The sequence below is a fragment of the Caenispirillum salinarum genome, from assembly GCF_044803115.1.
GTDB lineage: Bacteria > Pseudomonadota > Alphaproteobacteria > Rhodospirillales > Rhodospirillaceae > Caenispirillum > Caenispirillum salinarum_A.
This window is the reverse complement of the sequence record NZ_CP085224.1, coordinates 4,835,486-4,850,251: the sequence shown is the minus strand read 5'-3', so window position 1 is coordinate 4,850,251 and position 14,766 is coordinate 4,835,486. Positions and strand designations below refer to the sequence as shown.

Here is a 14,766-nt window from a genome sequence, read left to right as displayed (position 1 = left end):
CTTGTCTGCCCGGGGCCATGTCCGTCGCCGCGCCGGAGGCTGACTACCATCGTAGGCCATAAGCAACTCGCTCCATCCGCCGATCCACTCCAAGATCGACGAAGTCAGCACTATCGGGACGTCGGCGCCAAGGCAGCCGTCAGAAGACGGTTACCCGAAAAGAGCCGAAAGCCCTTGCGGGTCGCCATATGGGGGCGCCAGTCGGTCCCAATGTCCGATACGCCTGCAAGCACCATGTCATCCTGCCGCGCAACGGCATCTGCGACCCGCTTGCCGATGACGCCATAGCCATTCACGGCTACTCTGATCTTCTCGCTCTTATTCATGCTGAACTCCTCGTTTGAAGACGGCCTCTTCGGCCTAGGCGGGCGGGACTGTCCCGATGGGCTCGAGCAGTCTGCAATTGTTGAACCAGTCGGCCCATTCCATTCAATGGCTTCACTGGAGAGGTCTCATGGCGCGGGATGAAGCGGAGCGCCAGTGTCAGACCGTTGGCCGGTCGATTCGTACAAGGATCTCCACGTTGCCGCCGTCATCAATGAACGCGGCACCGCCGGTCCCGCCCGCGGCCAGTTCAAATCTTCGCGCGGCGCATCAACTGGGCGTTGATCGCCACGACCACAGTACTCGCGCTCATGAACAGCGCACCGATGGCGGGCGACAGGACGATGCCCCAGGGCGCCAGGACGCCGGCCGCCGCGGGCAAGGCGAAGACGTTGTAGCCGGCCGCCAGCCAGAGGTTCTGGACCATCTTGCGGCGCGTCAGCCGGGCCAGCCGCAGCACCCGCGCCACGTCCAACGGCCGGCTGTTGACGAGAATGATCGCCGACGACTGCACCGCCACGTCGGTGCCGCCGCCGATGGCGATGCCGACGTCGGCGCGGGTCAGGGCGGGCGCATCGTTGATGCCGTCGCCCACCATGGCGACGCGGCGGCCGTGGTCCTGAAGCTCCTGGATGCGGTTGTCCTTGTTCTCGGGCAGGACGCCGGCGAACCACTCGTCGATGCCCAGGTCCCGCGCCACCGCGCGCGCCACGGCCTCGCTGTCGCCGGTCATCATCACGACGTTCAGGCCCTGCTCGCGGAGCAGTTCGACGGCCTTCCGGCTGTCCTCCCTCGGGCGATCCTGGAGCGAGAAGGCGGCCACCGGCTCGCCCTTGTGGACCAGATAGACCACCGTACGCCCCTGCTCGCCCTGCTCGTCGGCGAAGCGGCGCAGGTCATCGCCCGGCTTGAGGTCGAGTTCGCCGAGCATGTTGGGGCCGCCGACGCGCCATTCCTCGCCGTCGACGTCCGCCCGGACGCCGCGGCCCTTGCTGGCCTCGAAGCCGGAGGCTTTCGGGACCTCCAGCTCGCGCTCCTCGGCGGCGGCACGGAGCGCGCGGGCGATCATGTGCTCCGAGTCTCCTTCCACGGCGGCCGCCACGGCCAGTGCCCGGTCCCCCTCGACGCCGCCGCCGGCGCAAGCATCGGCCAGGGACTGCTCGCCCTCGGTGAGGGTCCCGGTCTTGTCGAACACCACCGTGTCGATGCGAAGAATCTCCTCCAGCGCCATGCGGTCGCGGACCAGCAGGCCGTTCCTGGCGCCCAACGCCGTGGTGTTGGCCAGCACCAGCGGCACCGCGAGACCGAGGGCATGAGGACAGGCGATCACCAGGACGGTCGCGACGCGGCGCAGGATGGAGATGTCCCACCCCAGCACGAACCACCACCCGATGCCCGCCAGGATGGCGACGCCCAGGGCGATGTAGAACAGCAGGCCGGCGGCCCGATCGGCCAGCATCTGCCCGCGCGACTTCCCCCGCTGCGCCTCCTCGACCAGCTTCATGATGCCGGCGAGTGCGGTTTCCTCTCCGACGGCGCCGACTTCCACGCGAAGGCTTCCGTCGCCGTTGACGGTGCCTCCGACCACCTCGTCGCCCGGTCCCTTGGGTACCGCCTTGGACTCCCCGGTGATCATGGCCTCGTTGACCTCGGACTCGCCGTCCTTCACGGTGCCGTCAGCCGGGACGCTGGCGCCCGGCCGCACCAGGACCAGGTCGCCTTTCTCCAGCTCCGTCACCGGCACCTCTTCGGTCCGGCCCCCCTCGCCGATGCGCTCCGCGGTGTCGGGGAGAAGCTTCGCCAGTTCGTCCAGGGCGCCCGAGGCCTGCCGCACGCTGCGCATCTCGATCCAGTGGCCGAGCAGCATGACGTCGATCAGCGTCACCAGTTCCCAGAAGAAGGCTTCTCCCTCAAGGAGGAAGACGGTGGCCAGGCTGAAGGCGAAGGCGACGGTGATGGCGAGCGAGATCAGCGCCATCATGCCCGGCTTCCGGGCGGCCAGTTCCGAACCCGCCATGCGCAGGAACGGCAGGCCGCCGATCACGAACACGACGGTCGACAACACCGGTCCGATCAGATCGTCGCCGGGAAAGGCAGGCAGGCTGAAGCCGAGCCACCCCTGAAGCGTCTCGCTGGTCAGCAGAACCGGGATCGACAGGGCGAGGCAGATCCAGAACCGCCGCCGGAACATCTGCTCGTGGCCCGAATGATCGTGCCCTGAATGATCGCCGTGGCCCGAACCGTCGGACTCCTGGGAGTGTCCGGACTGATCCGCCGCCTCGGAGCGGCCGTCATCTTCGGAGCGTTCACGCTCCGGTGCGTCACCGTCGTTCCGTTCCGGCGCGTCCTGCGATTCCGGTGCGTCTCGGCTCGTCATCCGCCCTCGTCGTTGTTTCATCGACATGATCCACGTGTGAGGCAACGGCTCCCCGCCATCTTCGGTTTCCTGAGGGCGAGAGAGAACACCCCGGGCTTGCAGGCTGAGCGCTCGTCGGCCGCCCGGTTCTGAGCCGATCGACAGCCTCGACAACATGAATATCCGCGGTTGACCACCATCTCGATCAACGTCAAGTTGCCAATCGTAGCCTTTGTATTGATTCTCGTGACACGGCCGTTCAACGCTCATCGTGATCCTTCTGACCCGACGTAGGCTTGCTTATGACCGCGCTCATTCAAGCGGTCTCCAGAACGAGTTCTTCAACGTCCTGTGTGTGCGGGCTGATCCCTCCCGCAACCTGACGGAATGTCAGGCCGGAACAGGCTGCCAGTCTTTCCGATCAATCAGATGGCACAGCCGTTGTCGCCACCATGCCGGTCCCACACAGTGAATGCAGCCGAAGTACAGCGCCATTTTCAGGTATCCAAGGGCGCCAGAAACTGCTGGCGTTGTGCGCCAGCATGAAAAGCGCGCCTTGTCGCAAAACCCTCAGGCTTGGTCACGTTCCTGGCGGTTCGCCGCCGTTTGCAGTGATTGGCTTAGAGCTTGTCGCGTTCAATCACCCTCATACCCTGCGGCCTTGAGGAAGTTGCGGCACTCGTCTTCGGAAACGAGGTCGCAGATATGGCCAACAGCGGCCCATAGAGTTTCGTAGCTTCGCGCGGCGGCTTTCCGGATGAGGGTCTTGAGCTTCGAGAACACCATTTCGATCGGGTTCAGGTCCGGCGAGTACGGTGGCAGGAAGAGGAGCCAAGCGCCGACGTCGCGAAGCGCGCGGGCTGCCTGGGGGCTCTTGTGGCTCGACAAGTTGTCGAGGATGACAACATCGCCTGGCTTGAGCATCGGGGCGAGTTGGGTGCCGATGTAGCATTCGAAGAGGCGGCGGTTCATGGCGCCGTTGATGACCCAGGGGGCCACCAGTCCATCGTGGCGCAGGGCGGCGATAAATGTCTGGCTGCGCCAATGGCCGAAGGGCGCAAAGGACACCAGCCGGTCGCCGCACGGCGCCCACCCGGTGCGCTTAGTCATGTTGGTCTTGAGGCCGGTTTCGTCGATAAAAACGAGCTTTTCCAGGAACGTACGCATGAACGGCTGGCGGCGGGCGATCCAGACGTCTCGGGCCGACTTAACGTCGGGGCGTTGCGTCTCGGTGGCGCGCAGAGTTTTTTTTATGGCTGAACCCAAGGCGGTGGAGCCACCCTCCGATTGAGCTTCGGTGGACGCTGACGCCCACCGCCTCTTCGAGTTCCAGCCGGATCTGATCGAGCGGCAGGTCGCCTTTGTCCGCGATCAGCGCGCGAAGCCAGCCTTCGTGCGCCCGGAGCTTGCCGCGGCCTGTGTTGCCTTGAGGCAAAGGCTTCAGGCTGCCGGTCTGACGCCGGAGCTTGATCATGTCATTCACAAATCGCGGAGACACCCGGAAATGACGGGCTGCTTCGCGATTGGAATGACCTTCATCGACAAATGCGACGACACGCTCTCGAAGTTCAAGAGGATGCGGCTTCCCCATGGGCGATCTCCTTGATCCCCTGCAAGCCCAGGGAATCACAACGCCGCAACCGCGAAAACCCCGAATCAGATCAGGCACGACGTGCTCTAAACGGCCTGAACAAAAACGCGACCTTTGCGCTACATCTGATGCGGCCGGTAGGTGATGCTGTTCTCTCGCTGGACCTCGCGGATGAAGGCGATGATATCCTTTACTTCGCTCTCGGAGACCTGCGGCTGCGGCGGCATATCGCCGAAGGACCAGTGGTGGCGCGGCACCCCCTGCGCCGCCGCGCGGAAGAACGCCGCATCGGCATGATGGCCGGGGTTGTAGATGTCGTGGATCAGCGGCGGCCCCTGGTCGGTGCCCGTTCCATTCTGCCCATGGCAGGCGGCGCAGTTCTCGTCAAAGCTCATCTGTCCGCGCGCGGCGGCGGCGGTCAGCGAGGACGGCATCTGGACAGCGGCGACGGCTTCGGAGCCGCCGCCGTCCGTCATCTTGCCGATGATCACCGCCACTCCGCCCACAAGGAATAGAGCCACGGCCAGCGCCGGCAGGTTGTCGAGCAGCTTGCGCATCAGTTGGAGGCTCCTTTCTTGGTCTTGTTCTCGCGGACGTCCGCGACGGCCTTCTCCAGCGTCGCCAGGTCGACGGCGCCGGGGATCAGGCGCTCGCCGATCACGAAGGCCGGCGTGCCGGTGATGCCGAGGTCCTGGGCGAGCGCGCGGTTGCGGCTGATGATGCGGTCGATCTCCCCGCTCTGGGCGGCCATGTCGCCACGCAACCGGTCGACGTCCAGCCCCACCTCGCGGGCGATGGTCATGACGGCCTCCTCGGTGAAATCGCCGCCATGATCCATGAGCCGGTCGCTGAAAGGCTGGTAGAGGCCCTGCTCGCGCGAGGCCAGGGCCGCCCGCGCGGCGAACAGCGAGTCGGGGCCGAGGATCGGGAACTCCTTGGAGACGTAGCGGATGTTGCCGTCGCCCTTCAGCAGCTCCTGGACGATGGGCTCCACCCGTTTGCAGTACGGGCAGCGGTAGTCGAAGAACTCCACCACCGTCACGTCGCCGTCAGGGTTGCCGGTGACAGGATCGTCCGGATTGCGGAAGATCTCTTCCGCCCGCTCCGTCAGGACGCGTTGCTTGGCAACCTCGGCCTCGGCCTTCTGTTTTGCCTGGAACAGCGTCAGGGCCTCCACGACCAGTTCCGGCTCGCGGCGCAGGAGGTCGCGGACGACGGCCTCCATTTCCGCTTTGTCGTCGGTAGCGGGTTCGGCCAGGGCCGCCGGGACGGGGGCAAGGACGGTCAGCAGTGTCAGCAGCGCGGCGGTGCGTCGCATGGAAGGTCTCCGAAGGGTCAGATGACGAGATCGCCGAGGCCGGGGAAGGTGACGAGCAGCCATGTGCCCAGGCGGTTGATGGTGCCGGTCATCATGCCGATCCCGGCGAGGATGAGGATGATGCCCGCCGTGCGGTGCAGCAGCGCCCCGGCCTTCCGCAGCCGGCGCAGGCGCGCCACCAGGGCATCGGTGAACACGGCGACCAGCAGGAAGGGGATGGCGAGGCCGAGCGCATAGACGGACAAGAGCGTGACGCCGGTCTTCACGTCGGCAGCGACGGCCCCGGCGGCCAGGATGCTGCCGAGGATGGGGCCGATGCAGGGCGTCCAGCCGAAGCCGAAGGCCATGCCCATGAGCCCCGCGCCGGCCGGCCCGCCACCGGACGGCATTGCCGGCACCCGCCACTCACGCATCAGCCAGCCCAGCCGCAGGAGCCCCGCCATGTGCACGCCGAACAGGGCGACAAGGCCACCGGCGAGAAGGTTCGCCTCGAACCGGTAGGCGCGCAGAAGCTGGCCGAGTGCCGTCGCGCTGGCGCCGAGCGCGATGAACACGATGGAAAACCCGGCAACGAAGGCGAGGCCGTACCCCAGCATCGCCAGCCGCCCGGCACCGCCGCTTCCGTCCGGTCCCGCCGACGTTGCCGAGCGTCCGGCCATCATGGAGACGTAACCCGGCACCAGCGGCAGCACGCAGGGCGACAGGAACGACACGACGCCAGCGACAAAGACGACGCCGAGCCCGATGCTGGCCGGCTCCATCACCCCGCCTCCTTCCCGGCCCGCAATCTGGCGATGTTGTCGAGCAACGCCGCCCGCCACGGCACGTCCGCGGCCGTGTCCTCCGCCAGGGCCTCCCACACCGACAGTGCCTCATCCGCGTGCCCCGCCTGGGCATGCGTAAGGCCGTCGAACAGCCGCGCCCTCGGGTTGGCAGGATCGGAGGCAAGGACGATTTTGAACAGCCGAGCGGCGGGCGGTGTCACAAGGCCGTCCTCCGACCGCACCAGCGCCTCGGCATGGGCGAGCGCCATGGTGGGATCATCCGGCGACAGGTCGTGTGCCTTGCCGAAGGCCTCTGCCGCCTCGGCATAGGCTCCGAGGCGCCAGTAGCCGTCGGCGACCATGCTCCACGCGCGCGGGTCCGTTTCCTTTTGCGCCGCGACAGCGGCCAGCTTGTCGACAGCGGCGCGCACTTTCGCCACCTGTCGGGCCTGCTCAAGCTCCGGCCCTCGGGCGGAGAGCGGCAGGTCGGGGCGGCCGGGCTGGCCCATGCCGGCATAGAGGACAATGGCAACCACCGGCACTGCGACGGCCGCGATGACACCAGCGATGGCCGCCCGGTCAAAGGGTCCACGCCGCAACGGCAGCAGGATCATGCCCAGGACGAAGACGGCGAGAAGCCCCGCCGGAAGCCAGAACGGGATCATGACGGGGTCTCCTCGGTCTTGCGCCCGGCCGACCGCACGGCGACCCAGGCTCCGGCGCCGGCGGCGCCCGCCAACAGGATGGGCGCGGCCCACAGCAGGATGGTCGTGCCCTTCACGGGCGGGGTCAGCAGGACGTAATCGCCATACCGATCGACGACGAAAGCGATCACCTCGTCGTCGGAATCACCCGCCACCAGCCGCTCGCGCACCAGGATGCGCAGGTCACGAGCGAGGTCGGCCTCGCTGTCGTCGATGGACTGGTTCTGGCAGACGAGACAACGCAGGTTCTTGCTGATGTCGCGGGCGCGGGTCTCAAGCACCGGGTTCTCCAGGCGCTCGTCGGGCAGCACCGCCCAGGCCGGACCCGGCGCCGACAGGGCCAGTGCGAGCGCCAGTAGCGCCGGTTTCAGAGCGGGACGTGTCATGCGGTCCTCCGAGGGCGGACGGTGGCCTTGGACAGGCGGTCGCCAAGCGCGATCAGACCGCCCAGCAGCATGAGCGCCGAGCCGATCCACAGGCCGTTGACGAAAGGTTTCCAGTACAGGCGCACCACCCGCCCCTCGCCGCTGGTATCGCCGAGGGCGGCATAGAGGTCACCGACGAGGGTCGAACGGATGGCGGCTTCCGTGGTGGGCTGGCCGCGCGCGACGTAGGTGCGCTTTTCCGGCCGCAGGGTGCCGAGGTCGGCACCGTCCTTCGCCACCGCCAGAACGCCCTGCACCGCCGTGTAATCGGGGCCGCTGACGTCGCTCAGGCCCGACATGGTCACCTTATGGCCGGCGAAGGGCAGCGTCTCGCCCGGCGCCATGACGCGGACGGTCTCGATCTGCCAGATCGACGCGATGGTGATGGCGGCGACCACGATGCCGACGCCCGAGTGCGCCAGCGTCATGCCCCAGGCGCCGGCCGTCAGCGACTTCAGCTTGCGGCGGGCCAGCGGCGCCAGGGTCGCGGCCAGGATGAAGCCGGCGAGGCCCAGGCCGATGGCGGCCAGGACGCCCTCCCCGGCCGGAGCAAGCACCCAGCCGCTCGCCGCCGCGACACCGGTAACGACCGCCGCCGGACGCAAATCGCGGGCGAGGCTCTTGCCGCCGCCGCGCTTCCACGCCAGCAGCGGGACGACCGCCATCAGCAGGACCACCGCACCCAGCATGGGCAGCACCGCCATGTTGAAGAAGGGCGCGCCGACGGAGATTTTCCCCAGGCCCAGGACATCGATGAACAGCGGGTAGAGTGTGCCTACCAACACCGTCCCGGTGGCCGCGCCCAGGAGCGCGTTGCCAAAGATGACGCCGCCCTCCCGCGAGGCCGGGGCGAAGACAGCGGCGGTGCGCAGGCCTGGTGCCCGCAGGCCGAACAGCAGCAGCGAGCCGCCGACGGTCAAGGCCAGCAGGACCAGTATGAACAGGCCCCGTGACGGGCTGCTGGCGAAGGCGTGGACGCTCGTCAGCACGCCGGACCGCACCAGGAAGGTGCCCAGCAGGCTCAGGCTGAAGGTGACGATCGCCAGGAAGACCGTCCACGACCGCAGGGCATCCCGCTTGGCGAGGATGACGACCGCGTGCAGCAGCGCCGTCCCCGTGAGCCACGGCATGAAGGAGGCATTCTCCACCGGATCCCAAAACCACCAGCCGCCCCAGCCCAGCTCGTAGTAGGCCCACCAGGAGCCGAGCGCGATGCCCACCGTCAGGAAGGCCCAGGCGAGCAGCACCCAGGGGTGCACCCAACGGGCCCAGTCGCGGTCGATACGGCGCTCCACCAATCCGGCCAGGGCGAAGGAGAAGGCCACCGAGAAGCCGACATAGCCGAGGTAGAGGAACGGTGGATGCAGAGCAAGGCCGGGATCCTGGAGGATCGGGTTCAGTCCGTTGCCCTCCAGCGGCGGCCGGCCGAGGCGCGTGAACGGATTGGACGTCAGCAGGATGAAGAACAGGAAGCCCGTCGACACCATGCCCTGGATGCCCAGCACCGTCGCCTTGAAGCGCGGCGGCACGTCCCGCCCGGTCAGGGCGACGGCGCCGGTGAAGACGGCCAGCACCAGGGCCCAAAGCAGCATGGAGCCCTCGTGGTTCCCCCAGACGCCCGACATCTTGTAGAACAGCGGCTTGGCGGTGTGGGAGTTCTCGGCGACGTTCAGCACCGAGAAATCCGACGTCACATAGGCGTTCACCAGCGCGGCGAAGGCCGTCCCCACCAGGATCAGCACGCCCACGCCCGCCGGCGGCGCCATGGCAACAAGACGGCCGCTGCCGACCACGACGCCCGACAGCGGCACAACGGCGAGGAACACCGACAGAATGGCGGCCAGCGCCAGCGCGAAGTGGCCGAGTTCCGTAATCATGGCGTCCGGTCCTCTGGAATTGGTCCTGTGGCGGACCTTAGAGGCCGAACATTGCCGAAGTTTGTCGGTGCCCCCGGGGAATGTGTGACAGGATGTTACGGATCATCCGCCGGCGCACTTACGCGGGCGGGCTCAATGGCAGGATTTGTCCTGCTGGGCCGGCGGACAGGGCACCGACCCGTACGAGCAGAAGACGCAGCAGTCGCCCGGCTTCGGCCGCAGAAGACGGCCGCAGCCCTCGCACTCGTAGAAGAACTGGCAGGCGTCCGTCGGCATCTCCTCCACCGCGCGGTGACCGCAGTGGGGACAGGTGACTTCCGATTTCAACTCGATCATCACCGGGGCCTCTCGTCCTTGTCGCCGTTCTTGCGGCGTCGGTCTTCGCCGGTGCCGCGCTCGGCGGCCGCGCGCGCCAGGCTATAGGCGCCATAGGCGGCAAGAAACACCACGAGCAACAGGAACAGCGTGTGCCAGCCGAAGAACCAGTGCCAGTTTCCGTGCATGGCGTCGAATGCGGGGTCGTGCCACATGGTGGCCTCCTGGGGCATGAAGGATCGATACTGCCAGAAGACCACGAAGACGTTTCAGGAGTATGTCGGCGGGAGCGGCCGGACTCCGGCGTCAGGCCGCGCGCCCCTGCTCCAGTCCCTCGACCACACGCCGCAGGGCCTCGCGCACCTGGCCGGCGATGTCGCCCAGCGCGGGGTTGTCCACCGCTCGCATGGACGCCACCGGGTCAACGGCGGAGACGCGAACCGTGCCGCCCTCGTCCTCCTGGACGACGACGTTGCAGGGCAGCATGACCCCGATCTCCGGCTCCGCCTGAAGGGCCTGGTGGGCCATCTTCGGGTTACAGGCGCCAAGGATGCGGTAGGGGCGGAAGTCGACGTCGATCTTCTTCTTCAGGGTCTCCTTGACGTCGATCTCGGTCAGCACGCCGAAGCCCTCCTGCTTCAGGGCCTCGGTCACCGTGGTGACGGCCGCGTCGAAGGGCATGTCCAGTGTGGTGCTGAAGGTGTAGCTCATGGCATTATTGCTCCGGTTTCTGGTGGCCCGAGTAACATTAGACGCCCTTAATGTAGGGCGCGTCGCGGTTCAGGAAACCAGTCGATGCGGCGACTGGTGGCGGTTGAGGGCGAATGCCACGGCAAGGTCACGGCGCTCGGCGCGAGCCTGCACGGCGGCCTCCCGCTCGGCGGCCTCCTTCAGCGGGATGCCCGCCGCCTCCATCGCTTCCAGCCCCTTAAGCGGTGGCGCGCCGACGCGTTGCCCGGTGGTATTCCGAACATACTGGTCCAGCGCCCGGTCGAGGGGCCGAAGGTCGGTCGCGAGCAACTCGTCGCCGCCACGGGTGCAGGAAACCAGCGCCAGCGCATCCTCCAGCAGCGCCACGGAACACCCGATGGCTGCGCGCCGGTCGCCCGGCAGGTATTCCCAGACGATTGGGAAGGCGTGCTCCTTGGCCTCCATCGCCAGGAGCGACTGCGGCATGCTGCCCAGCGCTTGCGAGAGCCGGGAGAAATCGCTGCCCGTCCAGCCCCACAGCACAAGCTCCTCGGCGGTCCGGCCATAGCTCTGGATCTCCCGCGCCAAGGCGTGCTGCTGCACCAGGGTCTGAAGGATGGAGACGATATAGGTGATGCCCAGCGTAATGAGCGACAGGCCGTTGAGCGCCGTCAGGACGACGACGAGGCGCCACCCGTCCTTGGTCGCCACGAAGTCGCCGACGCCGAGGGTGGACATCGAGAAGCCGGCGAAATACGCAACCTCCCAGAAGTCCGCCGCCTCGCGCGACTGCGACGCCACCACGGCGCCCGGCTCCGCATTGAAGACCAGCGTCCAGCCAAGCCAGAGCCCGCCGACCCACCAGGTGAACAGGATCGTCAGGACAAGCGGGCCGACTGCGTGAACCAGTTTTCCCTTCAACACGCGGCTGAGCAGCCCGCCCGCCGCGCGGGCGCCGCGTTTCGCGATGACGCCGGCCCCGCTCATGGACACCGTGGTCCACATGAAGTCGACGTTGACCACGAGGACGAGCACGATCCCGATCACGAACTGGACAACCGAAAAGTCCGACACGCTGCACCTCCGCCCCAGCAACGGCGGCAGTGGCGGACCGGTTCGATGGCGGCCGTCAGCGGTTTCCGGCTCCGATGCCAGCCGCCTCTCGTTGCAGTTTACGCACGAGCGGCAGGATGACTTCATCCAGCGCGCGCGGGTCGACGGGGCCGACGTGCTTGTAGGCGATGCGGCCGTCGGCGCCGATGACGAAGGTCTCCGGCACGCCGTAGACCCCGAAGTCGATGGCGACGCGGCCGTCGCGGTCGGCACCGACGCGATCATAGGGATCGCCAAGGTCGCTCAGCCAGTTCAGCGCGTCCTGGGTTTCGTCCTTGTAGTTCAGGCCGTGCAGCGGCACGGCGCCGGAGGCCTTCAGTTGCATCCAGTAGGGATGCTCCTGCTTGCAGGCGGTGCACCACGAGGCGAAGACGTTGACGATGGAGACCTCGCCCGTCAGGTCATCCGAGGACAGCCCCGGCGGGCGGCCGGGAATTGCCGGCAGATCGAAGGAGGGCACGGCGTCGCCGATCAACGCCGACGGCAGCTTCGACGGATCGAGCGTCAGTCCCACGGCGAAGACGACCGCCAGCAGCCCGAAGACGGCGGCCGGGGCGATGAACAGCCAGCGACGGCGCCCGCCCGGCGCCGCCTCCGGCTTCGCCCCATGCGGTGCGGCGCGGGCGGTCATGCCCCACCATCCCGCCGGTCAACCGGCGTCTCGGGAAGGGCCGCCGGCGCGGCATCGGGGTCCTCGGGCGCCTGCTGGCCGTGGCCGTGTCCGTGTTTGCCGTGACCGCCGTGCATGAGCCCGTGCATGGCGACGCAGGCGACCAGCGGCAGGAAGACGTAGAACGACCCGCCCCGCTGGGCATCCCACACAAGGACGGCTCCACCGACCACCGTCGCGAGCCCGATCAGGGCGCTCGTGCGCGGCTTGGTGCGGATATAGGTGGTGATGCGGTCGAGCATGTGGACCTCCTCCCCGATTGGCCGCCCCGCACGGAGGACGACAAGACAGCCCGGGGCAGATCAAGGCATCGGACACCGGGCCCGCCCCATCGTCCTCCCGCGGGGTCAAGGTCAATATGACCATGCGCGGGTGCCGCAAGTTTGTCGGGCAAGGCCCTACTTCGTGACAGTCCTTTACGGGACGGCGTTCCGACACATTCGGTAACACTTTTTCGGCGGACGCTTGCGCCGCGCGGCGCTACAGTCGCGGCATGGACGGAACACCGCACATCCTTGTCGTCGACGACCACCGCGGCATCCGCGACCTCGTCGGCAAGTTCCTGACGAAGCACGGCCTGCGCGTCTCCACCGCCGGAGACGGCGCCGAAATGCGCCGGGTGATGGCCGACCACCGCATCGACCTGGTGGTGCTGGACCTCATGCTGCCGGGCGAGGACGGCCTCAGCCTGTGCCGGAGCCTGCGGGCGGAGTCCGCCATCCCCATCATCATGCTGACGGCCATGGGCGAGGAGACGGACCGCATCGTCGGTCTGGAAATGGGCGCCGACGACTATGTGGCGAAGCCGTTCTCCCCGCGCGAGCTGCTGGCGCGCATCAAGGCGGTCCTGCGCCGGGCACAAGGCGCGGCCGCCGCCGCCCCGGCGGAGGAACGGTCGCTGGCCCGCTTCGCAGGCTGGACGCTGAACCTCGGCCGCCACGACCTGCACCGGCCGGACGGAGTCGTGCTGCCGCTGAGCAAGGGCGAGTACAGCCTTCTGCTCGCCTTCGTGGAGCGGCCCAAGCGGGTGCTGTCGCGCGACCAGCTTCTGGACCTGGCGCGCGGGCGATCGTCGGTTGCCTTCGACCGCAGCATCGACACACAGGTGAGCCGCCTGCGCCGCAAGATGGAGGACGACCCCGCCAACCCGATGCTCATCAAGACGGTCTGGGGCGACGGCTACATGTTCACCGCCGAAGTGACCTTCGATGACGGCAAACGGTAAACGGTGGCGGCTGCCCGGGCCGCGCAGCATGGCGGGGCAGACCCTGCTGCTGCTGGTGGTGGGGCTGACGTTGTCCCACGCCGTCAGCATGGTCTTCTACGCCCACGACCGCGACGTCCTGCTGGCGGCGACCGGCGGGCGCGAGTTCGCGCACCGGGCCACGACTGTCGTGCAGGTGGTGGCGGCGGTGCCCGCGCCCCTGCGGGATCGCGTGGTGCGGGCGACCGAAGCCGCGGACCTGGGCGTCGCGACCAACCCGCAGAATCCGCTCGTCCACGATCAGGAGAACGACTGGCGCGCCCGCCTGATCCGCGAACTTCTCCTTGAAGAGCTGGGCACGGCCTACCGGGATCGCATCACGGTCCAGGTGCTTGACGCCCTGCCCGAGGACACCGTCGGGCTCGCCGCGCTGAACCCGCTGACCCGCGCCGACGTGCGCGCCTCGATCGGCCTTGCCGATGAAACCTGGGTAACGGTGTCCGGCGCCCTGCCGGAAGCCAGCGCGGCCCCGTCGGGCGGCGCGGTGGCGTCGACCGTCATCATGTTCGCCGGCGTGCTGGGGCTGTCAGTGGTCGTGGTCCGCCGCATGACTCGGCCCTTGCGGGACCTTGCGCGGGCGGCGGAGCGCCTGGGACGGGATGTGACGGCACCGCCCCTGGACGAGCGCGGGCCCGACGAGGTGCGGCGGGCGACCGGCGCCTTCAACGACATGCAGGCCCGCCTGCGCCGCTTCGTCGAGGACCGCACGCAGATGCTCGCCGCCATCTCCCACGACCTGCGCACGCCCATCACGCTGCTGCGCCTGCGGGCGGAGTTCATCGAGGACGACGAGGAACGCGACAAGACCCTCGCCACCCTGGCCGAGATGGAGGACATGATCCGCTCCACCCTCGCCTTCGCCCGCGAGGACGCCGAGACCGAGGCCATGCAGCAGGTGGACGTCGCCGCCCTGGTGCAGAGCCTCTGCGACGATCTGGCCGAGGCCGGGCAGCCGGTGGAATGCGCCGAGGCGCCACCGTGCGTGACGGCCTGCCGACCGCAAGCGCTGCGGCGGGCGATCACGAACCTTGTCCAGAATGCGGTGCGCTATGGCGGCCGCGCCGTGGTCACGCTGGAGCGCACGGATGGAACCGTGCTGATCCATGTTGACGACGACGGCCCCGGCATCGCCGAGGATCAGATGGAGCGGGTGTTCCGGCCCTTCTACCGCGTCGAGGCGTCGCGCGGGCGGACCACCGGCGGCGTGGGCCTCGGCCTGAGCATCGTCGCCAGCGTCGCGCACGCCCACGGCGGCGAAATCAGGCTCGCCAACCTCCCCGGCGGCGGCCTGCGGGCGAGCCTGCGGCTGCCGCTGGCGCGGGGCGGGTCCGGCCGCTTGTAACATCTGGACACAC

Annotated in this window: 18 protein-coding genes; 2 read left to right on the top strand and 16 right to left on the bottom strand. The window is 68.1% G+C overall.

The window, feature by feature from the left end:
- Window positions 1-110 precede the first annotated feature (110 nt).
- The 16 genes from LG334_RS22475 to LG334_RS22400 form a co-directional block, all read right to left on the bottom strand.
- Window positions 111-326, bottom strand: a complete 216-nt coding sequence (locus tag LG334_RS22475) for a hypothetical protein (RefSeq protein ID WP_404381694.1) — start codon at window positions 324-326, stop codon at window positions 111-113.
- A 248-nt stretch (window positions 327-574) separates the two neighbouring features.
- The gene (locus tag LG334_RS22470; RefSeq protein WP_404381692.1) at window positions 575-2,701 is read right to left on the bottom strand and encodes a heavy metal translocating P-type ATPase; all 2,127 of its coding nucleotides are present in this window, start codon (window positions 2,699-2,701) and stop codon (window positions 575-577) included.
- A gap of 615 nt (window positions 2,702-3,316) precedes the next feature.
- Window positions 3,317-3,946: an IS630 family transposase gene (locus LG334_RS22465; protein WP_404381690.1), complete on the bottom strand. Its 630-nt coding sequence runs from the start codon at window positions 3,944-3,946 to the stop codon at window positions 3,317-3,319.
- The gene (locus LG334_RS22460) at window positions 3,888-4,271 is read right to left on the bottom strand and encodes a helix-turn-helix domain-containing protein (RefSeq protein WP_404381688.1); all 384 of its coding nucleotides are present in this window, start codon (window positions 4,269-4,271) and stop codon (window positions 3,888-3,890) included. Before LG334_RS22460 ends, LG334_RS22465 begins: the two co-directional genes overlap by 59 nt.
- A 119-nt stretch (window positions 4,272-4,390) precedes the next feature.
- Window positions 4,391-4,828 (bottom strand): c-type cytochrome, encoded by a 438-nt coding sequence (locus tag LG334_RS22455; protein WP_404381686.1) that lies wholly within the window; start codon window positions 4,826-4,828, stop codon window positions 4,391-4,393.
- Window positions 4,828-5,589, bottom strand: a complete 762-nt coding sequence (locus tag LG334_RS22450; protein ID WP_404381684.1) for a DsbA family protein — start codon at window positions 5,587-5,589, stop codon at window positions 4,828-4,830. The genes LG334_RS22455 and LG334_RS22450 overlap by 1 nt, the downstream gene beginning before the upstream one ends.
- Before the next feature lie 17 nt (window positions 5,590-5,606).
- Window positions 5,607-6,350 (bottom strand): cytochrome c biogenesis CcdA family protein, encoded by a 744-nt coding sequence (locus tag LG334_RS22445; RefSeq protein WP_404381682.1) that lies wholly within the window; start codon window positions 6,348-6,350, stop codon window positions 5,607-5,609.
- Complete coding sequence (locus LG334_RS22440; protein ID WP_404381680.1) at window positions 6,350-7,018, bottom strand: tetratricopeptide repeat protein; 669 nt, start codon at window positions 7,016-7,018, stop codon at window positions 6,350-6,352. The genes LG334_RS22445 and LG334_RS22440 overlap by 1 nt, the downstream gene beginning before the upstream one ends.
- Window positions 7,015-7,443 carry a cytochrome c-type biogenesis protein gene (locus tag LG334_RS22435; protein ID WP_404381678.1) on the bottom strand — a complete coding sequence of 143 codons (429 nt, stop codon included), beginning with the start codon at window positions 7,441-7,443 and terminating at the stop codon, window positions 7,015-7,017. The genes LG334_RS22440 and LG334_RS22435 overlap by 4 nt, the downstream gene beginning before the upstream one ends.
- Entirely contained in the window at window positions 7,440-9,359 is a 1,920-nt protein-coding gene (locus LG334_RS22430; protein ID WP_404381676.1) for a heme lyase CcmF/NrfE family subunit, read from the bottom strand. The genes LG334_RS22435 and LG334_RS22430 overlap by 4 nt, the downstream gene beginning before the upstream one ends.
- A gap of 132 nt (window positions 9,360-9,491) precedes the next feature.
- Window positions 9,492-9,695, bottom strand: a complete 204-nt coding sequence (locus LG334_RS22425) for a GDCCVxC domain-containing (seleno)protein (RefSeq protein WP_404381674.1) — start codon at window positions 9,693-9,695, stop codon at window positions 9,492-9,494.
- Window positions 9,695-9,889, bottom strand: a complete 195-nt coding sequence (locus LG334_RS22420) for a hypothetical protein (RefSeq protein ID WP_404381672.1) — start codon at window positions 9,887-9,889, stop codon at window positions 9,695-9,697. The genes LG334_RS22425 and LG334_RS22420 overlap by 1 nt, the downstream gene beginning before the upstream one ends.
- 91 nt (window positions 9,890-9,980) lie before the next feature.
- A complete protein-coding gene (locus LG334_RS22415; protein ID WP_404381670.1) occupies window positions 9,981-10,385 on the bottom strand; it encodes a DUF302 domain-containing protein in 405 nt (134 codons plus the stop codon).
- Between the two features lie 69 nt (window positions 10,386-10,454).
- Window positions 10,455-11,438 carry a potassium channel family protein gene (locus LG334_RS22410; RefSeq protein WP_404381668.1) on the bottom strand — a complete coding sequence of 328 codons (984 nt, stop codon included), beginning with the start codon at window positions 11,436-11,438 and terminating at the stop codon, window positions 10,455-10,457.
- 55 nt (window positions 11,439-11,493) lie between these two features.
- Entirely contained in the window at window positions 11,494-12,108 is a 615-nt protein-coding gene (locus LG334_RS22405) for a DsbE family thiol:disulfide interchange protein (RefSeq protein WP_404381666.1), read from the bottom strand.
- Window positions 12,105-12,389 carry a DUF2933 domain-containing protein gene (locus tag LG334_RS22400; protein WP_404381664.1) on the bottom strand — a complete coding sequence of 95 codons (285 nt, stop codon included), beginning with the start codon at window positions 12,387-12,389 and terminating at the stop codon, window positions 12,105-12,107. Before LG334_RS22400 ends, LG334_RS22405 begins: the two co-directional genes overlap by 4 nt.
- A gap of 251 nt (window positions 12,390-12,640) precedes the next feature.
- On the opposite strand from LG334_RS22400, the gene LG334_RS22395 reads away from it, so the two are divergent.
- Entirely contained in the window at window positions 12,641-13,372 is a 732-nt protein-coding gene (locus tag LG334_RS22395; RefSeq protein ID WP_404381662.1) for a response regulator, read from the top strand.
- Window positions 13,373-13,400: 28 nt separating this feature from the next.
- A complete protein-coding gene (locus tag LG334_RS22390; RefSeq protein ID WP_404381660.1) occupies window positions 13,401-14,753 on the top strand; it encodes an ATP-binding protein in 1,353 nt (450 codons plus the stop codon).
- The last annotated feature ends 13 nt before the right edge of the window (window positions 14,754-14,766 follow it).